This is a genomic window from Shewanella sp. W3-18-1, assembly GCF_000015185.1.
In the GTDB taxonomy this organism is placed as follows: domain Bacteria; phylum Pseudomonadota; class Gammaproteobacteria; order Enterobacterales; family Shewanellaceae; genus Shewanella; species Shewanella putrefaciens.
This window is the reverse complement of sequence record NC_008750.1, coordinates 3,702,629-3,727,910: the sequence shown is the minus strand read 5'-3', so window position 1 is coordinate 3,727,910 and position 25,282 is coordinate 3,702,629. Positions and strand designations below refer to the sequence as shown.

Sequence of the window (25,282 nt, the reverse complement as noted above, 5' to 3'; positions counted from 1 at the left end):
AACCGTAGACTAAAAGATGGGGAAGACATGGTCCGAGGTAATCACCGGGGGCGGTATTTCCTGATTTAAAAACTTGCCATGATGGTAGCTATTAATCACTTCTATCCAGCCATTATCCCTGAACTCGTATTGTTTACCATGAAACCTGCTCTGCTCGTCATAATTAGCAATTTCAAGCAAATAGTCTTCGGTATTACGCAGTTCCCAATGGCCGACTTGTTTACCTTGGTCGAAGCGACCGTACCAATAACGTCTCTCAGGATTTGGCCTTGGGTTGAAACCGAACTCTCCATGGGTATACACCCAGTCGCCATCCTGCTGCCCATTGCGGTATTCGCCCTTTTCATACAATTGGCCGTCAGTGGCATAGCGTTGGACTAATCCTTCGGGTTTGCCATGGTTAAAGTTTATTAATTCAAGCAATTGCCCTGAACTTGTCTGATTGCGGAACTCGCCATGGAGTTCCCCTTGGGTATCATAACTAAAGGTGAGGGTGGCATCCTCTTGTTGTTTTTTCCATTTGCCTGAGGGCTTGTCGTTGGCATATTGGCCTTGCTCGGCCAGCCATTGTTCCCCTGTTTCATGCTTAATTTTCAGCATTTCGTAGGGGCCTTCGCGCTTACCCTCTTTAAAATATTCCCGGGTAATCACTTTTACAGTTTGACTACGGTTTAGGGTTTGCAGATATAAACCGGTCAATTGGTTATCGATATGCTCGCTGCGGCTAATTAACTCACCTTGCTCAAATATTTCGTTGAGAACCCATTTTTTAAGCTTGTCTTCTTCGATGTTAGAGGTAAGTTGACCGTCACTAAAGCGTTGATGCTTACGGTAAACCCAGCTGTTGTTTTGGTGTTTTTCTTCGGTTGAACTGAGCATGTCACCCTTTTCATCGTATTTAATCGATAAGGTCACATTCCATGGTGCTTCTATGATTTCCTTTTGTGCTATCTGGCCATTTTCATAGTAATCCAGCTGTTCACCGACTTTATAGTCATTGTGGTAGCGGTAGTGGCGCTTTACCTTGCCATCACCGAAATATTCGAAGTAATCCCCGTGTTTCTTACCTTTGACATAAGCTTGGGTCGAGATGATTTTACCAAACGCCCAGTTTGTTTCGTTGCCATGTGTGAGCCCGTCCACCATTGGGGTTTCGAGGTGCAAGTTGCCATTATCATAGTACTGAGTAACACAAGTGCCGCTATTACAGATCTTGCCCCTAAGCTTTCCCTCGCTATCAAAGAGCTCGCTTATGCCGACCTCTTTACCATCTTGATAGGTGGTTTTGTAACGGATCTTTCCACCTTCCCAGTAACCTGTTTCTGGGCCTTGTTTCACACCATTTTCATAGTGGGATTCAACATACAATTGGCCCGTTGCTATATATTTTTTAAGCAGGCCATGAAGTTGGCCTTGCCTATTGCGAAAGCCTTGTTCATAGGGTTTGCCATCCTCAAAGTAACATTGATAAGCACCGCGGAATTGTTCGCTCGTGAGTGTTTTAACGATATTGTTATCGGCGAGGGAACTGGCGCAGAAAAGCGCATCGTTATCTTTGTAATAAATCTCGGCCTTATAATTTCCGTCGGTAACTTCAGTCGATTGCTTTAAATAATAGCGAGCTAACTTTTTATTTTTGATGACATTCCAGTGTTCATCGAGTAGCACGTTTTCTGCATAGGCATTGGTACTGATAGTGATACTGACAAGTACCAGTGCTCCAAGGAGCCGTTTTACTGTAAATAGACGCATAACTGCTCCTTAAGGCAAAGGTTTAAAGGTGAATTCATAGGGGATATCGACGGGGTTTTCAGAGATAGTCATATAACTCACCTTCGCGGCAGGGCCCGCAACACTTAAATAGCGGCCATCGACCAGCGCCTCTTTAATCCGCAGTTCGGTGGTTTCGGGCAGTCGAATCGTTAGGGATTTGCCTTGGGCATCCTCGACTTTAAAGTAGTTCTTAAGATCTTTACTCGGCTCGTCACCATAACCGGTTTTTGTTAGCCAAGCTTGTAAATCGATTAACCAAGGACGTGGGTTAGCTGCCTGCTCTAAGGGTTGCCAACTGATATCACCTTGGCAATGGATTTTTCCTTGGATGTGTTTATCGTAGAAAAACTGCCGCTCGCGGTCGGGCGTCATCAGGGTATAGGCTGGTCCGTTTGGGGCATTATGCTCAAACAGCCAAGTGACTTCGTGTTTCCCCTCTTTAAAACCTTGTTCTATTTCAGGTTTACAGGCACTCGCTAATGCGGCTGACATAGGAATATACAGATTATGGCCATTTTCAGTCTCAGGTTTTATCCCTTGGATCGCACTGATTTCGGCGTTTGATGGCTCAAGATCTTGATAGAGGAAGTTATTGAGGCTCGAATCGCCAAACTCGCTTAAGGGATTGGCCAGATTTTGGTTGTAGTCGGTAAAGGTCACAAAGCGGATGTTCTTGGTTTGGCTTAACTCCGGCTGTGGCTGGCTCTCCAGTATTACAACGGTTTTAGGGATTTCATCTAGCTTAAGTAGCAGGGCGCGGGTGCTAAGGTGATGAGGATCATCGACACCGATTAATTCCCCCAGCAGTTCCTTATCTGTCACCGTTAACCATTTAGGATAATCACCATCGCGACGAGCTTCGGCCATCTTTCCTTTAAATTGCTGAAAAGGAAGATTAATGTTTTTAGTCTTACTCTGCTTTGTTACGACTTTAAATAGCTTTGCCTCGGCGTTGAGCACCTGAATCGTGAGGCTCGCATCGCCAAAGGTATAGGGAGTGGCGACCAGTTCATCCCACGATTTTTCGACTATCTTATTGCTTTCAGGGATAAGGGTCAGCTTGGCGGTGATATGGTCTATCTGTTTAAGTTTATTGGCGGTGTTGTCCCAGCCTGTGGCGATAAGATCCACCGAAGACTCAATCGAGCGGTTGAAATTCATCGCCATACCTTTGCTGTGCTGCCAGAAGTGAATATCTATCGGATTTCCGCTGGCATCAAAGGCGGCTAAGTCTTCATAATTCACATTAGCAACCACATATCGCGGGCTCATATTATGCACAAAGCGCAATTGCAGCACTTCTGGCGTGTCAGCGCCCCATGGGCCAATATTATCAAGAATACCTTGCTGATCAGCTAATAAGGATTTTATAAAGTCCTTATCATGGGCTTTATATTCCCGCGGAACATCGCTAATGGGGTAGAGTTCTTTTTGCAGATCATCTATATCACGCTCGGCATCGTACCTAGCGTCGGCATGCCAAAGCATGCTCATGATATAAGGGCTATCCTTGGGCGCCATGGCGATGCGGCGGGTGAGAGTACTGCCTTGCTGCACTTCCTGTTGAAAAAACGCCATGCTTTCTAACCAACCGGTTTTGCGGTTAAGCTCGAACTTGCCATAGGCCTTAAAGTTGTCTTTTTCACCTTGTACTACCGCAAATAACTTATCTTCGGTCACTCTCTCAACCGTCCAAGTTAAGCGCGCGTCCATGGGGGCGGTAATGCTATAGCCGACCTTAGGCTCTAGCGCCACGGGCAAAGTTGGAACCTGTTCAAACAGTGACTTAAGATTAGTCCAGTGCTCAAATAGCTCGATAACCTCTTTTTGATCCGCCTTCGCGATGGGCGTCAGTTGACGGACTTCACCCTTGCTAAACTCCACATTAAAGCCGTCTTTAACCAATTGCACGATTTCATTGGACTTGCTTTTAGGGTCGATATTACTCACCGGAATAGGCAAGCCATAGTCGCTTATTTGCAACAGGTTAGGTTGGAGAAAAAAGCGGGCGTTATGGGTTAATGGCGTCGTTAAGCTGGCCGCTTTACCTGCTTCATCTTGTAATTGGTAATCCAGCAGCAATCGCGCCTGCATCACTTTGCGGGTTTCAAAGCCATCATCGAGGCTGACGGTGGAAATAATCTGATATTCACTTTGAGTGGGGATGCTAGCTGACTTGCTTGAAAGCGAATTATCGCAAGCCGTTAACCCAAGCGTGATCGTGATAGTGGTACAAATTACCCTGCATATCCTTATAGCCATTAGAACTCCATCTGCAACTTATGTTGTTGAAATGTAAAATTATTAATTTATGAATTGATGGCATTATACACAAAAATATCTCAGGGGAATAAATTAGATACCCGTCAGAAAAATATCTTTGCGTTAATCAAGGTGGCGTCGTGGGGGGGAGACATTCTATGGGATAAACCAGATGGGTTATCCCATAGAATGGTTCGAGCATTAAAACAGCAGTGTTGCTACGCCTAATAGAGCGAATAATACAGCACAGCCACGATGGATCCAGTGCATAGGTAATTTTTCTGCGCTAAAGTGCCCTGCAATCACAACAGGAACATTGGCGATCAACATGCCTAAAGTTGTACCAGCAACCACCATGGCGAGGGCATCGTATTTTGCGGCTAATACCACTGTGGCTATCTGAGTTTTATCTCCCATCTCTGCAATGAAAAATAAGATAAATGTGGCTAAAAATGGCCCCATTTTATAAAAACGACTTTCCTCCGCGTCCACTTTGTCAGGAATTAATACCCAGAGTGCAATGCCAAAGAAGGAGGCGGCAACTAAATAGCGAGCAAGATCGGGGTTTACCCAAGTGATGGCCCATTGACCAACCCAAGCTGCGGCAAAATGGTTAAACAAGGTTGATAGCAAAATACCTAAAATTATCGCGGTTTTATTTTGAAATCTTGCGGCGAGTAATAGTGCAAGCAATTGAGTTTTATCACCAATTTCGGCGATAGCAACCGTAAAGGTTGAGGCAAGTAGTGCTTCCAAGTGTGATCCTTTAGGGGTGGTTTAGACATAAGCACAATAGACCGTCCACCCCTAGGTGCGGTTATTGTGCTCAGGTCTTGCTTGGCAAATCAATGACTTGCTGTGAATACCATGGCCTGTTGCCAAGTATGTTGATATTCACCCTAGATAACGATGGCTCGAAATCCAGTTAGCTACTCCCCCGAAGCGAGGCGTGCATTATAGCGAAGTGAAGCAGAGTTTCAAGGGCGGGATGTAAATGGCGCCTGAGTTCCTCTTTAGTGTGATTTATGGCGCTATGAGCATGAATAATGAAGAGGATTTGATAACTTTGTATTTTTTGTTTGCTCAATCGCGATTAAGTTGTTGCGATACAAAATTCCATTCAGCTTTATTGATAACTGGCTTGCCCACTGGGTTTGGCTCTGTTAATGTCCCAAGTTATCTCTTTATCGATGTATTTAATCGGTACTTTATTAGGGTCACACCATTGAAAGTCACGTCACTTTTCTTCAAACGATTTAGTTAGCCTCAATGGCGACTGAGTTGAAATATTCAAAAGCTATTGGGGCCAATTGATCTGTTTAATCAAGATCTGATTGGATGCTTTAAGTTTTATGACGCTTTTAATCTAATGACGACATAGTGACGCAGGGCTTTATCCTTCAAATCGATGCAACAATATTGATAAAAATAATAAGTAAAACTTGAATAGGATGATTGTGTGAATTTAAAAATACTCGGTTCAATTGCCATTGTTGCTGGTACGGCAATTGGCGCAGGCATGTTAGCTTTGCCTTTAGCTACTGCAGCTTTAGGGATTATTCCGGCAATTTTATTACTGGTGGTTATTTGGGGCATTTCCGCTTATACCTCATTGTTAATGCTCGAAATCAATTTGCGCTCTGGTGTGGGTGACAATGTGCACGCCATTACGGGTAAGCTACTCGGTAAAAAGGGCCAGATTATCCAAGGTGCATCATTTTTAAGTTTATTGTTCGCACTAACAGCAGCTTATCTGACGGGGGGGTCATCCCTGTTAGTATTAAAAGCGCAAAATATGTTCGGTATAGTGCTGGATAACCAAGTTGCAGTACTGTTGTTTACATTGGTTCTCGGTGGATTTGCGGCGCTAGGTGTGGCTTGGGTTGATAAGATTTCACGCTTACTATTTTCTTTGATGATTTTATTGCTCGTGGTTGTGGTGCTGTTTTTATTACCCGAAGTGAGTCTTGCTAGTATGGCAACGGGGGCGATTGCGGAGTCTATGACCAGCAGTTGGATGGCGGCCATTCCTGTGGTATTCACCTCTTTTGGCTTCCATGTGTGTATTGCAACCTTAGTGCGCTACTTAGATGGGGATGTGGTTTCACTGCGCAAGGTGTTGTTAATCGGTTCGACAATTCCATTGGCTTGCTATGTGTTTTGGTTGTTGGTGACCTTAGGTACAGTGGGAGGCGCAGAGATTAGCGGTTTTAACGGATCGTTACCCGCCCTTGTCACCGCTTTGCAAGAAATTGCACACACGCCTTGGATAAGTAAATGTATTTCATTATTTGCTGATTTAGCCTTAATTACTTCTTTCCTTGGCGTAACCTTAAGTTTGTATGACTTTGTCGCCGAGCTGACCCGTGCCAAAAATACGGTCTTTGGCCGTATTCAAACTTGGTTATTAACTTTCGTGCCCCCCTTATTGTGCGCGCTATATGTGCCCGAAGGTTTTGTGGCAGTACTGGGGTTTGCGGCCGTCCCTTTAGTTGTGATGATTGTCTTTTTGCCGATCGCTATGGCCCTTCGTCAGCGTCAACCTCAGGCATTAGGTTATCAAGTTGCTGGTGGCTCGATGGCATTGGTGTTAGCAGGCCTTTTAGGGGCAGTTATTATTGGTGCACAGCTATTTGTGGCGCTCTAATCGAGTGCGATTATCTGAGCCGTTTTAAAAGCAAGTTTAGCCTGTACTATTACTCAGATGTATTTGCTTTGTAAGCGAGTTTGTCAAAGTCTGTTGGAAGCTGTGTATCATGTGATAAAGTCAGGCCCTGTGCCTGACTTTTTGCTTTTACAGGTTTTAAGGCAATCAGGTTGAGGGTCTTTCGCCCTTCAATAGACGATTAATGACAACAAAATAGCCTAGCTTGCGCGCGGCTTTATTCACATAAAACGGACTTAACACAATGAAAAAATGGTTACTTACAGTTGCCGTTGCCGCTAGTTTTGGCGCTCAAGCGGACGAAGGTATGTGGCAGCCCCACCAGTTACCCGCGATGGCCGATGAGCTAAAAGCAAAGGGATTAGAAATTGATGCCAAATCAATTTCTAAACTGACCGAATTCCCGATGAATGCCGTGATAAGCCTTGGCGGTTGCACAGCATCATTCGTATCGCCAAAGGGTTTGGTAGTCACGAATCATCACTGTGCCTATGGTGCGATTCAATATAATTCTACCCCTGACAAAAACCTGCTCCAAGATGGTTTTTTAGCTAAGACATTTGCCGATGAATTACCTGCAACCCCCGGTTCTCGCATTTATGTGACTGAAGATGTCACCAATGTGACCGAGCGTATTAAGGCAGGGCTTGAGTCCAAAGTAGGTAATGAGTTTTATCAAGGTGTTGAGCAACAAGAAAAAGCCTTAGTCGCTGAATGTGAAAAGGAAGATGGCTATCGCTGTCAGGTTTATAGCTTTCACGGTGGCCTCGAATATTATCTTGTCAAACAACTCGAAATTCGTGACGTGCGCTTAGTTTATAACCCAGCCGGAAGTGTGGGTAAATACGGCGGCGATGTCGATAACTGGATGTGGCCACGTCACACTGGCGATTTTTCTTTCTATCGTGCTTATGTCTCTAAAGCGGGAAAACCGGCGGAATTTAGCGCGGATAACGTGCCATATGAACCCAAAAGCTTCCTAAAAGTATCGGCTAAAGGCGTGAGTGATGGTGACTTTGTAATGGTCGCAGGTTACCCCGGCCGTACCAATAGATATCGCACCGCCAACGAAGTGCAAAATCAATTCGAGTGGGCTTATCCTCAAGGTAAGATCCTGCGCGAGCGCTTTATTGAGATCATTAAAGATACCGCCCCAGAGGGCAGTGACGAGCGTATCAAGTACGAAAGCCAAATTGCAGGCCTTGCCAATTACGCGAAAAATTTCACTTCTATGATTGAGTTTTACGGTAAATCGACCATGCTGGCCGACCGTCAAGCTCGCGAGGCTGAACTTGCAGCGTGGATAGCTAAAGACAGCAGTCGTGAAGCTAAATACGGCAAAACTTTAGCAGAGTTAGATACGCTAATTGCTAAAGGTAATGAGCATCAAGAGCGTGACATGATCTTAAGTTATATTGGCAATACGACTATGGTGCCTACGGCGCGTGATTTATACCGTTTAGCCAATGAGAAGCAACTGCCCGATATGGAACGTGAGCCTGGTTTCCAAGAGCGTGATATGACGCGCTTTAAAGCGAGTATGGAGCGAATCGATCGCCGTTATGCGCCAAGCGTTGATAAAGCCGTGTTGCTCGATATGCTTAAACGCTATGCCGCCCTTCCTGAGAACAAGCGCTTACCCGCACTGGATAAAGCCTTTGGTATCGACAGCAAATTCAGCGAAGCTAAGTTAGCTAAAACACTCGATAAAATGTACGCCAAAACCGATCTAGGCAACAAAGATGTACGTTTAGCATGGATGGATAAATCGGTTGCTGATTTTAAAGCGTCTAAAGATCCTTTTATTCAATTTGCCGTCGCTATGTATGACACAGATATGAGCGAGGAGAAGAAAGAAAAAGAATTAGCCGGTGAGCTGATGAAGGTGCGTCCGCAATATATGGATGCCATTATTGCCTACAACCTTGAGCAAGGTAAGCCTGTTTATGCCGATGCGAACTCAAGCCTACGTGTGACAGTGGGCCATGTGAAAGGTTATGCACCAAAAGATGGTTTAGTTGCACTGCCATTCACGCGTTTAGAGGGAATAGTGCAAAAAGACACTGGTATTGATCCCTTCGATGCCCCTAAAAAGCAGTTAGATCTGATCAAACAGAAGCAATACGGTGATTTCTATGTGAAATCAATTGATTCTGTACCAGTGAATTTTTTATCGACGCTCGATACTACTGGCGGTAACTCTGGCTCACCTACCTTAAACGGCCGCGCCGAATTAGTAGGCCTGCTGTTCGATGGCGTCTATGAAAGCATTATCGGTGACTGGGCCTATGACGATAATATCAACCGCTCAATCCAAGTTGATAGCCGTTATATGCTGTGGGTAATGAAGTATTTAGATCATGCCGACAATCTATTAGCCGAGATGGAAATCGTTAAGTAATCCATTACCGCACCAGCAATGGTGCGGCCTATAATGGCTGGATTATCAGCATCTAAGCGTTATGTAGCGTTTAAAAAGACTGCAATAACAACACAAAAAAATAGCGATAAACTCACTGAGTTTATCGCTATTTTTGTATTCTGAGGTTGGAAACCGTTTGGTGTAATTTGGTGGTGAGAAAGCCGTTTTATATAAATTTTTAATTGGTTGGGTTTGAGCTAATTGCGGGGATTCATCGTAACTCGATTTGCGGCTGGAACATGTTGGTCAGCGAATAAATCTGGCCATCCATTTTAGATCAACAACATAATGTACTTTCAGTTTGCCTGCAATCTGCTCTGGTTCAAATGATTTGAATGAGAGTCATCAAAAGTCGCAGGGACAGCATCTGAGGCAATAGATTGAGCTAATTCCTTCAAAAAAAAGTGTATTTCAGACGTGGTAAGTGAGCCCATAGTGCTTGAAAGGTGTTAGGCGATGATGGCTGTCGAAGGGATATAGTCGTTGTCAGTTGCTGTGAAAGTGCTGACAGCTTGCCGCAAAGTGCCGTCGTCACTTTTCTAAATGTTCGCAGTAATCGGTTAGTTCTTGCAGCGTTCCCACTGGGTCATGAAACAGCTTACCAAACTCAGTGGTCAGTTTAAGCCAATTGTCATGGTGGATATTTAATCTGGTCAGTAACTTGGCGCTATTAAAGCTGGGTGTCCTGTTTTGTTGTCCAGTTTTGTTCGGAGCTGCATTCAGGGTGATGTGGGGGCTGGAGGCTAGACATCTCCGGCTACCCGATTATGTGCTCGTTTAATTTTACTTTGCACCTGATTTATTGGGCTTTTTATCTATTAAAACATCCTGTTGCCATTTACTAGGTTTTTTATCCGTTCGATGAATACATCCTACCCAACAACACGGCCGCTTTTTTCCTTCTAGTAATTCTTCAACTGCCCGAAGAATTCGCTTTGTTCTAGTTTTTTCTTGTTTGGCGTCTTCAATCCAGCAAATAAATTCGTTACGGCTGATTGGCGTTAACTCTTCCCAGATATTTATAATATCTCTTTCAGTTAACGTTGTTGCTAAATCAACAGGTAATTCGTGTACAAGACCTCCAGAAATTTTTGATTTCATATTTAAAACTCATCATCAACAGTTTAAAAATTGTGGTATCAAGTTGTCGATCCAAAAAAACTAAAGTATCGATCTTTCAGATTTATAGCTTTTGATTTTGCGATTTCTCCGAAACGTTTAACTTCTATTTTCTTGCACACATAACGTCTTAGTATTTATGCGCTGCGCTGTTTGCAGGGCATAAATCGCTTGTTGACTCAATCTCAAATATGGCCGCTGCCACATCCGTGTACATGGGTATGAATGATGCTATAGGAATTTGCTTTTTTGCGGTAGCGGTTTTTATACAGTTTGATAGGTAATTATTTGATATCATTTTAGCTTTCTCATTTTTTGCGCTTATTTTTTACTGATGGATGGCTATCTAATGACACAAAACTCCAAGGAATACACCTCCCCTCGGAGTTACCGCAGGGCGAATAGAGCTCTTGATTTAATAAAGAGTGTGTGAGTTCGGTCATATATGACCGACTCGCTTTCGCAGGTGCAGGGGCGAATGAGAATCGATGATTTTCGCGCTTATGAGCGAGAGGCAAGGATTGCCGAACTGAGGTGCTTTACATGGATGTAAAGCGGTGACTTCGGAAGCGATAGCAAATTTGTCAATGAGCACAAGGGGCTTTCAACTCCGTTGGGGAGCGTCTTGGAGCATCCAACGGCCGTTTTGAGCGCGAGATAGGGATATCGAGCAGGCAGTTTAACATGGACGTTTTTGATAGGACGAGCAGTCATCCTTGGTCGACTCTTGATTAAACATCAGGGGGGAAGCCCCACGACTTTGATTTTGATTAAAGTATTCAAATGAAGTTTAGAAAACTCCAAGGTCTTACTTTGGGGCAGACGATTAACAGATATTGGTTTAATGTAAAATTCTCACCATCAATTTATATTATTGCCAGTGCTGCTTTTAGCTCTGCAATTTCCGATTTTGTCAGTGGCCGCATTTGCCCTTCTGGTAACTCACCAGATGCTAATTCGCGTAAATTCAGCGCCATTATAGTGACGCGCTCAAGATCGATAACGCGATACCCGAGTGCCTTGGACATATGCCGAATTTGTCGATTTAATCCTTGAGTCAGCACGATTTCAAAGCTGTCCAAACTGAGGCGGCGTACTTGGCAGGGCAGGGTTTGCAGATCTTTATAACGCACTCCACTTGCCATTTGTTCTACAAAATCATCAGTGAATGGCTTATCGAGGCGCACATGGTAGGTTTTACTGTGGGCAAAGCTGGGGTGCATCAGTTTATGGGTCAGCTCACCATCGTTAGTTAACAGTAACAGGCCGCGGGAGTCCTTATCTAGCCTGCCGACGGGGTAGAGTCTTGGCGCTTTGGGAAGCAGATGCAATAAGCTCGTTTTATCTTGTTCAAGCAAACGGCAATCGGTGCCGACAGCTTTATTGAATATCCAATAAGCGAGTGCTTCTGTTTCAACTATGGGCTCTGCATCTAAGCAAATGCTATCAAGGCATAGACCTTGAGCATCGCGTTGAACTAGGTTGGTATGTTTGGCTATCTTGCCATTAAGTGTAATACGCCCAGCATTAATCAAACGGCAGGCTTCACGGCGAGAGCCAATGCCGCATTGGGCAAGGTATTTTGCTAAGCGCATGGATTATCTTAGAGTAATTGGCGTAGTTGAGCGCGATGATACAGTATTTTTGAGAGACGCCGCATGGCAAAGGCAAGGCTTAAGCACCAAATAATATTGAGGTTAGTTTGGATCCACATATTGGCCGATACTGCGCAAAAATGTGTTTGAGGCTCGCAGGGGGGGAAATCCAATATCGACCAATCTAATTGCAGGCTTAAACTCATCGCACTACAAAAACTGATAATACTTAAATAAAACAGCGGCTTTGGGCATATAAATCGAGGCGCCAAACCTGCGATGATCACTAGGGCATGTAGTGTGAGGGTGCTGAGTAAATAACTCGTTGAAACCAGTCTGTGTATGCTCAAAAAATTAATGGGAAATATGCCCATTAGCACTACGGATGTTCCCACCCAAGCACCTGTTAGTGCGACATATTGGCTAAAAGTGTCGAGTTTGAGCAGGTAGAGTCCTATCATTGAAATCAGCATAGATATTCCTGCTGCCAATAAACTTAAATTAAACACATAGGCGAGTGGGGAGTTGATATAGTCACCTAGAAAATCGGCTCGCATTTGGAATACTCTCATTCCAACATGTTGATATTCAGCATAAATCGCAACTAAAACTCCAGAGGCACTGAGAAAGGCTGCGCCTACAATTAACCAAGTGATCAGGCGATGTAAATCGTAATAACTCGGCTCTTGGTGATGTAGAGGATTCATGGATACTAACAATATACTGCTATGACTGGACGGAGTGCGGTAACTTGCCTGAATTGTTTAATGAAGGCAAGTGCTGTTTGACATAAAATAGCCGCCCAAAATAACCAAGGAACGCTTAGCGTTCCTTGGTTCAGTTTTCATCTACTCGATGGAATGCTGCAGTACTCTTAGTGTCATTTAGTGTCGTTTGCGGAAAATCACAATAACGACGGCAACTACAGCTAAAATCATGCAGTACCAAGCGTGTGAAACGGCTGCTAGCGGCGTGATACTAAATGTCGATGCGATAAGTAACGCCTGAGCGCCATAGGGAATTAACCCTTGGATAATACAAGCAAAAATATCGAGTACACTGGCTGCACGTTTTGGACTGACACCATGTTTTTCGGCCAAATCCTTGGCAATATCACCCGTCACTACGATAGAAACCGTGTTGTTAGCCACACAAGAGTTAGTCACTGCGACTATACCTGCCATCCCCAGTTCCGCAGCACGGCATGAGGCTTCACCCTGTGCTTTAGAGAAACGAGTGATCAGCTTTTCAATTTGTTTACTCACAAAGGCAAGGCCGCCTTGTTGTTGCATCAGTGCCGCTAAACCACCCACAAGCATAGACAGGATAAAGATCTCCTGCATATTACTAAAACCTGCGTAAATATCCTTACCAAACTGGATTAAGCCATAATCCATCGTTAATAAGCCTGTTACTCCCGCGAGTAAAATGCCAAGGGTTAAGACGACAAACACATTTAATCCTGCGACCGCTAAAATCAAAATGGTCAGATAAGGAAGCACTTTAATCAAATCGATATCTTGTGTTGCTAACTCTGCTTGGCCTTGGCCTGCAAAGATAAAGGCGATTAAGGTCAGTAAGGATGCGGGGATTGCAAAAATTAAATTCTCGCGGAATTTATCTTTCATATCACAGCCTTGGGTGCGAGTCGCGGCAATCGTCGTATCAGAAATAATCGATAAATTATCACCAAACAAAGCGCCAGACATGACTGCACCCGCCATGATGGCATAGTCAATTTGTGCTTGGTCAGCAACGCCTAATGCAATCGGGGCGACGGCCGCAATGGTTCCCATAGAGGTGCCCATTGCGGTGGCAATAAAGGCTGCAATCACAAAGAAACCGGGTAATAACAGGTTTGATGGAATAAAGGATAAACCCAAAGCGACTGTGGCATCGACACCGCCAGTGGCTTTGGCCACGGCGGCAAAGCCACCTGCTAAAAGATAAATCAAACACATGGCAATGATATTGCTGTGACCAATGCCCGAAATAAAAGTATCAATTGATTGATTTAATTTCTGTTTTGATAAAATCAACGCCAGAATGATGGCGGGTAAAATGGCGATAACACTGGGTAATTGATAGAAGGCAAAATCAACCCTCTGACGTTGAAAATAGACGCCTGCGCCAATAAAAAGACCTAGAAAAACAAATAGTGGCAGCAAAGCAATAAAAGATGCAGGGCTATTTGTTGAAGATGTTTGTGCTGAATGGCTCAATGTTGTCTCTCTTTTTTTCAGAGTTTTACCTGCGGGATCCTTGGCAGTCAAACTCGCTTAAATTTAGTGTCGCGTCGGCATCATATCCTAGCAACTTGGAGCGAAGCATATTTGATCCCTGCGAGCCTGTCAATTTAGACGTCTAGATGTTTTTACTTCCGTTGTGAATTATTGGTTATTAGTCGGTTGTCTAAAGTCATTGAATTGGCTTTTGGGACGTTAACTTGAGGATTGCTTTACTGTTTGAAGAGACTGGAATGCCATAAGTAAATACAGTGGAGTATGGGTTTTGTGCTTTTACATATGTGTCCAAGGGGAAAATCCCCAAGGACACTTTAGCGGATTTAAGCCACTTTAAATCGAGCGACTTCTTTTTGTAGATTGCTGCAAATGGCTTTAGTGTTAACCACAATTTGCTGAGTTTCTTGGATCACCAAGTTACAGTATCTTGTTTTATCAGATAATTCAGTTAAGTTGCGGTTAATTTCTTCAGTCACATGAGTTTGCTCTTCCGTCGCGGTGGCTGTTTGAGTGGACATCTCACTGACTTTGGAGGTGGAGTTAAGGATTTCATCCAAGGCATCTTGCGTTTGACTGGCAAGCGTCACCGTTGATGTTGTAAGCGTCGCGCCCGATTCAATGCTTTTAACCGCATCATTAACCCCACGTTGTAACTCTTCAATCATGCGCTGAATATCTTGGGTAGATGTTTCAGTGCGACTCGCCAGCGTCCGTACTTCATCGGCGACGACAGCAAAGCCACGCCCCTGTTCGCCAGCGCGAGCAGCTTCAATGGCAGCATTAAGCGCAAGTAGGTTGGTTTGTTCTGCAATAGAGCGGATAACATCAAGTACGGAAGCGATATTGGCAGAATTGACTGACAGTTTTTCAATAACCGCGACTGCATTTTTAACGGATTCAGAAAGTTGCTGAATATGATTAACCGATTGCGCTAGGATATTTTTTCCTTCAATTGTCTGATCATTGACCTTAGTGATCTCGGTGGCAGTATGCAGTGCATTACTGGCGACTTCTCTTACGGCGGCGCTCATTTCATTGACGGCGGTGACAATGGTATCAACAAATTGCTCTTGTTCATGGCTGATGTTTATCGTTGTTGTTGATTTAGTCGCTAGGCTTTCAACTGTTTGGCTTACATCTTTGGTTTGGCTGATAATGGCGATAACCATTTCTTGTAGCTGAGCAACAAACTGGTTAAACGCAGTGGCAAGTTCACCGATTTCATCCTGACGTTTGATGGGGATCCTTTGGGTGAGGTTACCATCGCCATCAACAATATCGTTGATCCTATCGGTAATATCTTGGATAGCGTTCACTATGATCTTCGGACCGAAATAAGCGAGTACAAGGGCAATCATGGCGACCAAAGAGGCAATGGTAATGGAGACTTTAGTTTGCGTTGTCGCTTGCTCTGAGGCCAGTAAATCGAGTTCTTTGACTCGATCATCTGCCGCCTCACCTGCAGCATTATAAATACTCCTTAATGATTTAAATTCTTTATTGGCTTTCGTGGTATGGAGCTGTTTGGCCTTTTCAAAATCATTATTTTTAACAGCATTAATGACCTCTGATGAGGCTTGATGCCAGAGTGAGAATTGGGCTTCAAAGCCGTTGGTTGATTGCAGTACTTGTGAGTGGTTTTTGAGAATTTGTTTGAATTCACCCATTCTATCCCTTGCTTGGTCGACATTTTCCTGCCAATTGTCTATTTCACTTTTACGTTTTTCAGCACTTAATTCCTCTTGAAGTAGAACCTCTTGACTGAGTTGAGCTTGGTAAAGATCGCGATCTGCATTCAAAATGGCTGAAATGGCAGGATTAAACAATTGGCTAAACTCCTGCATCTGCTTGAGTGTTGATCTATTTTGCATTGCTCCTGTGACTGCTATAACAATGAGCACCACGGCCATAATGATAAACATAAGGGAAAATTTAACGCGAATACTGTTAAACATAGGACGATCTCCATTAATAACTTAATAAATAGCTTAGCCGTTATTTATAGAATTGCCTTTGCATGCAGCAGATTGCGATGGGATTTTGTACACATTGAAATAAGCGAAACCGCCTTGGTCACTGTTAGCAAGGCGTTGACGCATTACTTTGGATTATTCAGGACAAGCTAGGGTAGGGGGTGACTTTAGGCTTAGGTTTTATCTGCACTAGCATGACGCCAATAATGACCATAGAGCCGCCAATATAGTGATACACAGCTAAAGTTTCATTGAGGATGATAGCTGCAAGTATGGCTGCCAAAATGGGCATTAAGTTAAAAAATACGCTAGTACGGTCTGCACCGAGTTTACTTATGCCATTGATCCAAGCCCAAGGTGCTAGAAGCGATGCCGCGACAGCAGCGTACAGTATCAGTGGTGCCGATTGGCTGGTAATTGCCATACTCGGACTACAAAAGAGTAGCGGTGTTAGCATTATTACCGCGATAATTCCTTGAATATAAACCGATTCCCAAGTTGATAATGGGAGTTGCCAGCGTTTAAGTAACACACCATAGAGTGCATAAACAAAGGCACTAAAAAGCAGCAATAAATCCCCTTCGGTTATTCCGATGGCAATCTCGACGATATTGCCGTGGCTGAGCATAAAAATTAATCCAAACAGTGAGACTAACATTCCACTAAATGCCATTGGCGAGAGCTTTTGCTTTAGGAGTGGCACGGCTAAAAACAGGCTAATCATAGGTACGAGTGAGGTAATTAACGCCATATTGGTAGCTGTTGTGGTGGCCGCAGCAAAATAGGCCAAACTCTGATTGAGTACCATACCAAGTAGTGCCAAGGCAGCAAGCTTGGGTAATAAGGGCGTTATTTGTTGGCGTTTTTGCCATACAGACGCCGCCATAAAGGGTGTTAATAATAGCATCGCAAAAAACCAGCGGTAAAAAGCGATTGCCTCTGGATCTATTGTCCCAAGCGAAAGTTTGTTAACGATAGAGTTACCAGCCCAAATGAATACTGCTAGCAGAGGAAATAAATACAACATGGTCTTACCTTAGTGTATCGATGTCAGGGTCGACAAAATCAAAGTGATTGCTATTATCTACGGTCTGTTGTGATATAAATATCGCTTATAAGACAAGGTCAGTTCCAATACGGACAGATTTACCATTGCAGTGCGTTATTGTCTCATATTGGTTTGTGGTTATCGCTTGAGGTAAAAATAAGATGCAAACGGTTTTTAATCCGCAACAACTTGAGCAAGAGCCGCTTGCTGATATTTTCTTTAACTATGAAGCATTTGTGCCAAATACAGTCACACCTAAACATCAACATTCATGGGGGCAACTACAGTTAATTAGCGGAGGTATTATGGAGTTATATGCCGCAGGGCAACGATTTTTGTCCCCTTCACAATATGCGATTTGGGTACCCGCGGAGATTGAGCATGAGAGTTTCACTCGCCGTAGTATCCACTATTGTTCGATGAATATCACGGCGAAAAGGTCACAAAACCTTCCACTTGAGCCTTGTCTTTTAGCTTTAACACCGATAGCTCAATCGATAGTCAATGACTTTCGTGAGCGGCAAATCAAAGTAGTAGAAACGCTAACCGATCAGCGCTTAGTTGAGGTTTTGCTCGATCAACTGACCTTAGCTCAAGTGTTACCGCAATTTATTCCTACGGCCACCGATAAGTTATTACTGCCACTCTTGCAGGCGCTTGAAGCCGATCCCGCAAACCCAAAGACTTTCAAAACTTGGGCGAGTGAGTTACATACCACTGAGCGCACCTTAGCTCGCCGCTGCCATGAGATTCTGGGCATGAGTTTTACCGAGCTAAGACAAAGGCATAAGTTTATCTATTCATTACAACTCTTGCGTCAGGGACTTGCGATCAAAGAGGTGGCGTTAACGCTCGGCTACAACCAAACTTCACCTTATATTGTTATGTTTAAAAAATATGCCCAGTGCTCACCTGAACAGTATCGCCGCCGCGTGGGTTAGCATAAATAAAGAAGATTTAAGGTTGTACCTGTAATGTGAAATAAAAGAGGGTACCAATTTAATTGGTACCCTCTTTTTGGCCTATTTAAAGAGAGGATTTAAGGGTTTTTACATTGTGAGATAAATTAGTCGGATGCTTTTTGGCGGTTCCGTTTATCTTGACGCTTCTCTTTTAAGGTTTTCATTGGCGGTTTTTTTGCTTTTTCTTTACTCATGGTTTTTGACTCCAAAGTGAAGTAACTATTTAAATCCGCGCCGCAATTCGGTTTCAATAGTTGGGCTCAATTTTTATTTCAGGCTTAAATTGAGATGTTCCATTTAGCAAGGTAAATGATCTATTTAACACAAGATGCTTAAAATATACTCTTTAGCAATTTTTACCTCTTTACACTAAAGCGCTGCCATGACTTTTGAGAGTAAAGTATGGGTAAAAACGGTTAAATAAAAATTAATTACCTTGAGTAAATGTCGCGGCCAGTTGAGAACTTCAAAATAATATCTCCTTTTATTTTCATATTAAGCTATACCACTATTAGCGGAGCTAAAAGTGAATGAATAGTATGTTGCCACTGAATTGAACATACTGGATGCTAAAAATAAAATGCTATCAATACGTAATTACTGCACAGATTGACTTGTTTTTTTTACGATGCAACTGACATCCTTAATCATAAAAAGTACAGGTTTACCTAGAATATTAACCTGTGCCAGTTCACCTTTCGTTCGTCCAAGTAGGCTCGATCCCAAGTCTGATATGACTGAGAAGCGACCCGCACTCGGTTTGTGTTTTTGCGGGTAGACCAGTTCTACTTGGTATTCCTGTTGATCCTGTAAATTAATCAAGCAAATCTGGCGTCCTACAGTAATTTTATTACTTGAAGTATCATTCTTTAAGTATTCGAGCTTAGCGATAATCCCTGCTAATGCCGTTGGGCGTAGTGAGGAATTAAAGCTATTTTGTAAATAGTATGACTTGGTTTTTAGCACAAAAGACTGAAAAATGTCGCCAAAAAAAGAATAAGCCATGACCGCCTCTAAGTGACTAAGACAAAATATAGATAGAATAGTCCAAAAAAGATTATTCTATGTTTTCATATTTATTTTAATATTCTGCCGAGCGCTAGTTGCGCTCGGCTTAGACTGGGAATTTAGGGGCTGGACGCACTAATGTAGTAAAGTCGTTATGAGGGACGAGTGTCGAAAAAAATTGTGATGAAAATGCATTGCTAAACATAGGTTTTACATCTCCAGTCATTAGTTAATCGAAATGGTAAATCAATAATGTTTATATATAAAAAGCATCACCACACGGAGTTGATGAATGCCTAATAAATAATTGCCTCTACCATAGGACAAGTGAAAAAATAAATCAAGCCTACTTGCTAACTTATTTGGTTTACTATTTTTTATATTATTATCTACATTATGGGGCAAGCATCTTTCACTGAAGTGAGTTAATACAAAAGTGTGTATATCTTGATTTGTAACATTCAAGTTGTCAGTCCTGCTCCTGTCAATAAAATCTTAATACACATAGAAACGAGGAACAGACAGCTTACGCTCGTACACCAAATCAGCACTAACCAGCCGAGTCGATAGGCGAGGGATTTCGTTTGGGTTGTCATGTTGATCTCCTGCATATGTAAAGTCATCTAAAGTGAATCAGCGACCTAAGCCAAGTTAGCTTAGGTCGCGTTTTGGGAAGCCTCTTTTACCTGAGTCATGGCTAGTGATAGCCTGCATCCTTGGTTACTTTGCCGCGGAATACGTAGTAGCTCCAAAAGGTATAAACCAAAATCAGCGGGATGATCATCAGGGCGCCGACGAGCATAAAGCTTAAGCTGCTATCGGGCGCGGCCGCCTGCCAAAGGCTGATATTGGGCGGAATAATGTGTGGCCAGATACTGATCCCGAGTCCACTAAAACCTAAAAAAACCAGGCATAGCGTGAGTAGGAATGGCTGATAGTTATCATCACGATTTAGGGATTTTATCAAGGCCCAACTGCAGGCTAATACCAGTATTGGCACTGGGGCGAAGTAGAATAAATTCGGTAAACTAAACCAGCGCAGGGCAATATTGGGTTGCACAAAAGGCGTCCATAAACTGACTAAACCTATGGTCATCAGCAGGCATAAGGTCAGGACTCTGCCGAGTTGTTGCATGGTCGTTTTAAGCTCGCCTTGGCATTTTTTCACCAACCAAGTTGCGCCGAGCAAAGCATAGGCCAGCATAAGGCCAAAACCGCAGAAAAGTGAGAAGGGCGTTAACCAATCGAAACTACTGCCGCTAAATTGTTGCTCGCTGACCGAAATGCCAGAGATAAACGCCCCCAGTACTACGCCCTGTGAAAAGGTGGCCGTGATAGAACCGAACATAAACGCTTTATCCCAGAATGGTTTAGCTTCTGCGCCCGACTTAAATCTAAACTCAAATGCCACGCCGCGAAAAATCAATGCCAGCAGCATGATGAGCAGCGGTATGGTTAGCGCTTCGAGCACTATGGCATAGGCGAGGGGAAAGGCACCGAGCAGGCTGGCGCCGCCGAGCACTAACCAAGTTTCGTTTCCATCCCAAACGGGGGCGACGGTATTGACCATAATATCCCTGTCGTCCTCGTCGTGAATGAAGGGAAACAGTATGCCGATGCCGAGATCGAAGCCATCCATCACGATATACATTAAGGTGGCAAAAATGATGATCCCGAACCAAATCAAGGGTAGATCGAATTCCATGGTGAGCCCTTAAATATGTTTAAGATTGAATAAGTTAAACTAGATTCATTTACTTTAAAATTAATGGCTTGTTGCCGCGATATCTGGCCCTTTGCGGATGAGTCGCATCATATAGCGATAACCAACGCCGAAGATGCCACAGTAACTGACGATGAAAATCCCTAGGCTGATACTCAGGTGGGTAACGCTGTGGGAAGACACGGCATCCTGAGTGCGCATCAACCCTTGGATCACCCAAGGTTGACGGCCAAGTTCGGTGGTAAACCAACCCGCTAGTGTGGCGAGCAATCCGGCGGGGCCGAGCACGAGTACAAATCGCAGAAAGTGTTTGTTGCTGTAGAGGCTGCCTTTGCGCCTGAGATAAGCGCTCCACAGTCCAGCAAAAATCATCAATAAGCCTAAGCCGACCATGAGCCTAAAACTCCAGAACACTAACAACACATTGGGTCTGTCCTCGGCGGGATACTCAGTCAAGGCTGGCACTTGTTTGCTTAAATCATGCTTTAAGATCAGGCTCGCGAGCCCTGGGATTTCGAGACTGAAGTGGTTTTTCTCTGCGTCCATATCGGGAATCGCAAACAAGATAAGCGGTGTGGGTTTGTCACCCTCATTACGCCAATGGCCTTCCATTGCCGCGACTTTTACAGGTTGATATTCAAGGGTGTTTAAGCCGTGAAAATCGCCAATCACAGCTTGCAGCGGCGCGACAATTAACGCCATCCACATCGCCATAGATAACATCTTACGGATCGCGGGCGTGTCGTTACCTTTGAGTAAATGCCAAGCCGCCGATGCGCCTACAAAGAAAGCCGATGAAATAAAGGCCGCCACTGTCATATGGGCTAAACGATAGGGAAATGAAGGGTTAAACACTATCTGAAACCAATCCACAGGAATGACGCGATTGTTCACGATTTCAAAACCTTGGGGCGTCTGCATCCAGCTGTTTGAAGCTAAGATCCAGAAAGTTGAGATAATCGTGCCCGTGGCGACCATACAAGTGGCGAAGAAATGCAGGTTTTTGCCTACCTTCTGCTGACCAAATAGCATGACCCCCAGAAAACCCGCTTCGAGGAAGAAGGCGGTGAGGACTTCATAGGTGAGTAGCGGCCCAGTTACGCTGCCCGCGAAGGCGGAAAAAGCACTCCAATGGGTACCAAATTGATAGGCCATCACTATGCCTGAGACCACGCCCATGCCAAAGTTTATGGCAAAAATCTTCGACCAAAATTGATAGAGTTGTTGGTACACCTCATTCGCCGTTTTCAGCCATAAGCCTTCTAATACCGCCAGATAGGTGGCGAGGCCGATAGTGATGGCAGGGAAAATAATGTGAAAAGAGATGGTAAAAGCAAATTGGATCCTAGCGAGTACTGTGGCATCAAAATCAAACATAATTTCCTCGAGAGATAAGAGTCTCGTTACAAAGGCATTGATCTAGTCGCGTACACTGAGCCCTAAATTGGCTCAACGGTGAAAGCTTGTGTGCTATTAGACCATGGGATAAGCTGGCTATAACAGACACAGAATATATTGATTGGGCTATAACAGATGGCGAAGTACGAACAGTTAGCGCAGGAATTAAAGACACGAATAGCCCAAGGTGTCTGGCAGGCGGGGGACAAATTGCCATCGCTGCGCCAAACTGTGGCCGATTCGGGCTTGAGTCTGATGACAGTGCTCAATGCCTATCAGTTATTGGAAAGCCAAGGCGTGATCTCGGCGCAGGCTAAGTCTGGCTATTTAGTGGCGCCAAAGCCGGAATTAATCGCGCGCCAGGGAGAAGCTTTTCGTTATCCCGAGCGACAAAAGCCGATTTATCTTTCCGATAGCGTGGATATTAATGAGTTTGTATTCAATGTTCTGCAGGCTTCGAAGCAGGCGGACATAGTGCCCTTTGGCTCAGGATTTCCTGATCCTAGTTTATTCCCGCAACAAGCACTGGCGCGATCTTTGGTTAAGGTCACTCGGCACATGTCACCTTCTTTTGCCGCCGATAATTTACCACCAGGCAATGCGGGATTGCGTAAGGCGATCTCCCAACGTTATGCCAAATTAGGCATGAGCATTTCGCCCGACGAAATCATCATTACCTCGGGTGCCATGGAGGCGCTCAACTTGAGTTTAGCGACGCTGACTCAAGCGGGGGATTGGGTTGTCATTGAATCACCGACCTTTTATGGTGCGATGCAAGCGATTGAGCGGCTTAAGCTTAAGGCCATTGCGGTCGCGACCGATCCACAACAGGGGATTGATCTCGAGGCGCTGGCAGAAGTGTTGAAAACCTATCCAGTGAAAGCCTGCTGGTTGATGAGCCAACATCAAAATCCCTTAGGTTGCAGTTTATCGGATACTAAAAAACAAGCGCTTTATCAGCTACTAAACGAGCATAAGGTCAGTCTGATTGAGGATGATGTTTATCAAGAACTCTATGTCGATTCCAGCGCGCCAAGGCCAGTAAAAGCCTTCGATACCGAAGGATGGGTGTTGCACTGCGGCTCATTTTCTAAGTCTTTGATTGCTGGTTATCGTGTCGGCTGGGTGGCGGCGGGATGCCATGCACCGCAGTTACAACGCTTACAAGTCATGTCGACGTTATCGACCAGTGCGCCGATGCAGCTCGCCATCGCCGATTTTATTCAGTCGGCGCAATATGAACGGCATTTGAAACAGTTACGTAAAAAGTTAGCCAGCCGTAAATTGGCCATGTATCAATTATTGTGCGCGCATCTGCCCGAATCTGTGGGGGTCAACTTTGCGCAGGGCGGCTATTTTCTCTGGTTAGCGCTGCCAGCACATATGGACGCTACACAAATTTATTATCAGGCGATTGAACGTGGGATCAGTATTGCACCCGGAAATCTCTTTAGTAATCAGGTCGAGTTCCGCCATTTTATGCGTTTGAATGCCTCATACGAGTGCTCGCCAGAGATAGTCTCAGCGGTCATGGTGCTGGCCGAACTTATCCGCAACAATTTGCACCGAAGTTAAAGGCTGTGGCTAAAAAATTTTAGACTTCTAGATGTCTATCTGTTAGCTTGTTGAGCATGCACAAATCTTGTGCAATTCTCTATGTCGATTGAATACTGGGCTGCTACGGATAAGGAAGGGAAAATGAAATTAGAGTCACTGGCATTACACCATGGTTATGAGTCAGAAGCGACCACGAAGGCGGCCGCAGTACCTATCTATCAAACCACCTCTTATACTTTCGATGATACCCAGCATGGTGCTGATTTATTTGACTTAAAAGTCGCTGGCAATATTTATACGCGCATCATGAATCCTACCACTAGCGTGCTAGAGCAACGTCTGGCGGCCATTGAAGGCGGCATAGGTGCGCTGGCCGTGGCATCGGGTATGGCAGCGATTACCTATGCGATTCAAGCCTTGACTCAAGTTGGCGATAACATCGTCAGCACCAGTCAGCTCTATGGCGGCACCTATAATCTGTTTGCCCATACGCTGCCGCGCCAAGGCGTTGAAGTGCGTATGGCGGCCTTCGATGATTTTGAAGGCCTCGATGAGCTGATCGATGACAAAACTAAGGCCTTGTTCTGCGAATCGATTGGTAATCCAGCCGGCAATATTGTCGATTTACAACGTTTAGCCGAGATTGCTCATAAGCATGGCGTGCCTTTGATTGTCGATAATACGGTCGCGACTCCAGTGTTATGTCGCCCCTTTGAGCATGGCGCCGATATCGTTATTCATTCTTTAACTAAATACATTGGTGGCCATGGCACGACGATTGGCGGGGTGATTATCGATTCTGGCAAGTTTGATTGGGTCGCAAATAAAGAAAGATTTGCCTTACTTAACCAAGCCGATCCTTCCTACCACGGCGTGGTCTACACCGAAGCCTTTGGCCCTGCTGCATTTATTGGTCGTTGCCGTGTGGTACCGCTGCGTAATACCGGCGCTGCACTATCACCGCACAGTGCATTTTTACTGTTGCAAGGCCTTGAAACCTTAAGCCTTAGAATGGAGCGCCATTGTTCGAATGCCTTGGCATTAGCTGAATATCTGGTGTTGCATCCGGCGGTCAGTTGGGTGAACTATGGCGCCTTGCCGAGCAGCCCTTATCAGGATAATTGCCACAAGATCACTGGCGGAAAAGCTTCTGGGATCATCAGCTTTGGGATTAAAGCGGCCACAGCAGAAGAAGGTAAGCTTGCTGGCGGACGTTTTATCGATGCACTGCAGATGATCCTGCGTTTAGTTAACATTGGGGATGCTAAATCCTTGGCCTGCCACCCTGCGAGCACTACGCACAGACAGCTCGATGCCGATGAACTGGCACGGGCGGGCGTGTCTGAAGATCTTATTCGTATCTCGGTTGGGATTGAGCATATCGACGATATTATTGCCGATGTGTCGCAGGCGCTCGATAAGGCACTGGCGAGCAAATAGCTCGTATCGAATAGCCCATATTAAATAGCCGATACCTCATCGCTTTATTAAATCGTTAACAGTAAAAAGCCGCCATCGATTCAATTTGATGGCG

18 protein-coding genes and 1 pseudogene are annotated in these 25,282 nt (G+C 44.5%); 5 read left to right on the top strand and 14 right to left on the bottom strand.

Going from position 1 to position 25,282, the window contains the following annotated elements; genetic code table 11:
- Positions 1–9 precede the first annotated feature (9 nt).
- From SPUTW3181_RS16935 to SPUTW3181_RS16925, 3 genes are all read right to left on the bottom strand, one after another.
- On the bottom strand, positions 10–1,752 hold the full coding sequence (locus SPUTW3181_RS16935; RefSeq protein ID WP_011790523.1) for a toxin-antitoxin system YwqK family antitoxin: 1,743 nt from the start codon (positions 1,750–1,752) through the stop codon (positions 10–12).
- Positions 1,753–1,761: 9 nt separating this feature from the next.
- Positions 1,762–4,035, bottom strand: a complete 2,274-nt coding sequence (locus SPUTW3181_RS16930; RefSeq protein WP_011790522.1) for a hypothetical protein — start codon at positions 4,033–4,035, stop codon at positions 1,762–1,764.
- Positions 4,036–4,236: 201 nt separating this feature from the next.
- The gene (locus tag SPUTW3181_RS16925; RefSeq protein ID WP_011790521.1) at positions 4,237–4,791 is read right to left on the bottom strand and encodes a TMEM165/GDT1 family protein; all 555 of its coding nucleotides are present in this window, start codon (positions 4,789–4,791) and stop codon (positions 4,237–4,239) included.
- Between the two features lie 703 nt (positions 4,792–5,494).
- Here SPUTW3181_RS16925 and SPUTW3181_RS16920 point away from each other — a divergent pair.
- Together SPUTW3181_RS16920 and SPUTW3181_RS16915 are read left to right on the top strand one after the other, a co-directional pair.
- Complete coding sequence (locus tag SPUTW3181_RS16920) at positions 5,495–6,682, top strand: amino acid permease (protein ID WP_011790520.1); 1,188 nt, start codon at positions 5,495–5,497, stop codon at positions 6,680–6,682.
- A gap of 262 nt (positions 6,683–6,944) precedes the next feature.
- The gene (locus tag SPUTW3181_RS16915) at positions 6,945–9,101 is read left to right on the top strand and encodes a S46 family peptidase (RefSeq protein WP_011790519.1); all 2,157 of its coding nucleotides are present in this window, start codon (positions 6,945–6,947) and stop codon (positions 9,099–9,101) included.
- Positions 9,102–9,653: 552 nt separating this feature from the next.
- Here the strand turns inward: SPUTW3181_RS16915 and SPUTW3181_RS21700 are convergent.
- The 7 genes and pseudogenes from SPUTW3181_RS21700 to SPUTW3181_RS16885 all read right to left on the bottom strand — a co-directional run.
- A pseudogene (locus tag SPUTW3181_RS21700) lies at positions 9,654–9,800 on the bottom strand (transposase); the annotation flags it as partial.
- A 105-nt stretch (positions 9,801–9,905) separates the two neighbouring features.
- Positions 9,906–10,223, bottom strand: coding sequence for a YdeI/OmpD-associated family protein (locus SPUTW3181_RS16910; RefSeq protein WP_011790518.1), 318 nt, complete (start codon positions 10,221–10,223; stop codon positions 9,906–9,908).
- Positions 10,224–11,107: 884 nt separating this feature from the next.
- Positions 11,108–11,836 (bottom strand): 23S rRNA pseudouridine(2604) synthase RluF, encoded by a 729-nt coding sequence (locus SPUTW3181_RS16905; RefSeq protein WP_011790517.1) that lies wholly within the window; start codon positions 11,834–11,836, stop codon positions 11,108–11,110.
- Positions 11,837–11,844: 8 nt separating this feature from the next.
- Positions 11,845–12,543 carry a hypothetical protein gene (locus SPUTW3181_RS16900; protein ID WP_011790516.1) on the bottom strand — a complete coding sequence of 233 codons (699 nt, stop codon included), beginning with the start codon at positions 12,541–12,543 and terminating at the stop codon, positions 11,845–11,847.
- Between the two features lie 177 nt (positions 12,544–12,720).
- Positions 12,721–14,058, bottom strand: a complete 1,338-nt coding sequence (locus SPUTW3181_RS16895; RefSeq protein ID WP_041408244.1) for a Na+/H+ antiporter NhaC family protein — start codon at positions 14,056–14,058, stop codon at positions 12,721–12,723.
- A 344-nt stretch (positions 14,059–14,402) separates the two neighbouring features.
- Positions 14,403–16,034: a methyl-accepting chemotaxis protein gene (locus SPUTW3181_RS16890; RefSeq protein WP_011790514.1), complete on the bottom strand. Its 1,632-nt coding sequence runs from the start codon at positions 16,032–16,034 to the stop codon at positions 14,403–14,405.
- Between the two features lie 157 nt (positions 16,035–16,191).
- Positions 16,192–17,079, bottom strand: coding sequence for a DMT family transporter (locus tag SPUTW3181_RS16885; RefSeq protein WP_011790513.1), 888 nt, complete (start codon positions 17,077–17,079; stop codon positions 16,192–16,194).
- Between the two features lie 182 nt (positions 17,080–17,261).
- On the opposite strand from SPUTW3181_RS16885, the gene SPUTW3181_RS16880 reads away from it, so the two are divergent.
- On the top strand, positions 17,262–18,041 hold the full coding sequence (locus SPUTW3181_RS16880) for an AraC family transcriptional regulator (protein WP_011790512.1): 780 nt from the start codon (positions 17,262–17,264) through the stop codon (positions 18,039–18,041).
- 618 nt (positions 18,042–18,659) lie between these two features.
- On the opposite strand, the gene SPUTW3181_RS16875 is transcribed toward SPUTW3181_RS16880, so the two are convergent.
- From SPUTW3181_RS16875 to SPUTW3181_RS16865, 4 genes are all read right to left on the bottom strand, one after another.
- Entirely contained in the window at positions 18,660–19,067 is a 408-nt protein-coding gene (locus tag SPUTW3181_RS16875) for a GreA/GreB family elongation factor (RefSeq protein ID WP_011790511.1), read from the bottom strand.
- Positions 19,068–19,531: 464 nt separating this feature from the next.
- Positions 19,532–19,666, bottom strand: coding sequence for a DUF2474 domain-containing protein (locus SPUTW3181_RS21695; protein WP_014609997.1), 135 nt, complete (start codon positions 19,664–19,666; stop codon positions 19,532–19,534).
- 101 nt (positions 19,667–19,767) lie between these two features.
- Positions 19,768–20,775, bottom strand: a complete 1,008-nt coding sequence (gene cydB / locus SPUTW3181_RS16870) for a cytochrome d ubiquinol oxidase subunit II (RefSeq protein ID WP_011790510.1) — start codon at positions 20,773–20,775, stop codon at positions 19,768–19,770.
- Between the two features lie 60 nt (positions 20,776–20,835).
- Positions 20,836–22,170: a cytochrome ubiquinol oxidase subunit I gene (locus tag SPUTW3181_RS16865; RefSeq protein ID WP_011790509.1), complete on the bottom strand. Its 1,335-nt coding sequence runs from the start codon at positions 22,168–22,170 to the stop codon at positions 20,836–20,838.
- A 156-nt stretch (positions 22,171–22,326) separates the two neighbouring features.
- Between SPUTW3181_RS16865 and SPUTW3181_RS16860 the strand changes: the two genes are divergently transcribed.
- Both SPUTW3181_RS16860 and SPUTW3181_RS16855 read left to right on the top strand, forming a co-directional pair.
- Positions 22,327–23,766 carry a PLP-dependent aminotransferase family protein gene (locus SPUTW3181_RS16860; RefSeq protein ID WP_011790508.1) on the top strand — a complete coding sequence of 480 codons (1,440 nt, stop codon included), beginning with the start codon at positions 22,327–22,329 and terminating at the stop codon, positions 23,764–23,766.
- A gap of 123 nt (positions 23,767–23,889) precedes the next feature.
- A complete protein-coding gene (locus SPUTW3181_RS16855; protein ID WP_011790507.1) occupies positions 23,890–25,188 on the top strand; it encodes an O-acetylhomoserine aminocarboxypropyltransferase/cysteine synthase family protein in 1,299 nt (432 codons plus the stop codon).
- Positions 25,189–25,282: the final 94 nt, after the last annotated feature.

Excerpts from the sequence above, each read along its gene's own strand:
- SPUTW3181_RS16900 (WP_011790516.1), bottom strand. The coding sequence starts at position 12,543 with ATGAATCCTCTACATCACCAAGAGCCGAGTTATTACGATTTACATCGC.
- SPUTW3181_RS16890 (WP_011790514.1), bottom strand. The coding sequence starts at position 16,034 with ATGTTTAACAGTATTCGCGTTAAATTTTCCCTTATGTTTATCATTATG.
- SPUTW3181_RS16905 (WP_011790517.1), bottom strand. The coding sequence starts at position 11,836 with ATGCGCTTAGCAAAATACCTTGCCCAATGCGGCATTGGCTCTCGCCGT.
- SPUTW3181_RS16855 (WP_011790507.1), top strand. The coding sequence starts at position 23,890 with ATGAAATTAGAGTCACTGGCATTACACCATGGTTATGAGTCAGAAGCG.
- SPUTW3181_RS16885 (WP_011790513.1), bottom strand. The coding sequence starts at position 17,079 with ATGTTGTATTTATTTCCTCTGCTAGCAGTATTCATTTGGGCTGGTAAC.
- cydB (WP_011790510.1), bottom strand. The coding sequence starts at position 20,775 with ATGGAATTCGATCTACCCTTGATTTGGTTCGGGATCATCATTTTTGCC.
- SPUTW3181_RS21695 (WP_014609997.1), bottom strand. The coding sequence starts at position 19,666 with ATGACAACCCAAACGAAATCCCTCGCCTATCGACTCGGCTGGTTAGTG.
- SPUTW3181_RS16875 (WP_011790511.1), bottom strand. The coding sequence starts at position 19,067 with ATGGCTTATTCTTTTTTTGGCGACATTTTTCAGTCTTTTGTGCTAAAA.
- SPUTW3181_RS16880 (WP_011790512.1), top strand. The coding sequence starts at position 17,262 with ATGCAAACGGTTTTTAATCCGCAACAACTTGAGCAAGAGCCGCTTGCT.
- SPUTW3181_RS16860 (WP_011790508.1), top strand. The coding sequence starts at position 22,327 with ATGGCGAAGTACGAACAGTTAGCGCAGGAATTAAAGACACGAATAGCC.
- SPUTW3181_RS16935 (WP_011790523.1), bottom strand. The coding sequence starts at position 1,752 with ATGCGTCTATTTACAGTAAAACGGCTCCTTGGAGCACTGGTACTTGTC.
- SPUTW3181_RS16865 (WP_011790509.1), bottom strand. The coding sequence starts at position 22,170 with ATGTTTGATTTTGATGCCACAGTACTCGCTAGGATCCAATTTGCTTTT.
- SPUTW3181_RS16910 (WP_011790518.1), bottom strand. The coding sequence starts at position 10,223 with ATGAAATCAAAAATTTCTGGAGGTCTTGTACACGAATTACCTGTTGAT.
- SPUTW3181_RS16915 (WP_011790519.1), top strand. The coding sequence starts at position 6,945 with ATGAAAAAATGGTTACTTACAGTTGCCGTTGCCGCTAGTTTTGGCGCT.
- SPUTW3181_RS16930 (WP_011790522.1), bottom strand. The coding sequence starts at position 4,035 with ATGGCTATAAGGATATGCAGGGTAATTTGTACCACTATCACGATCACG.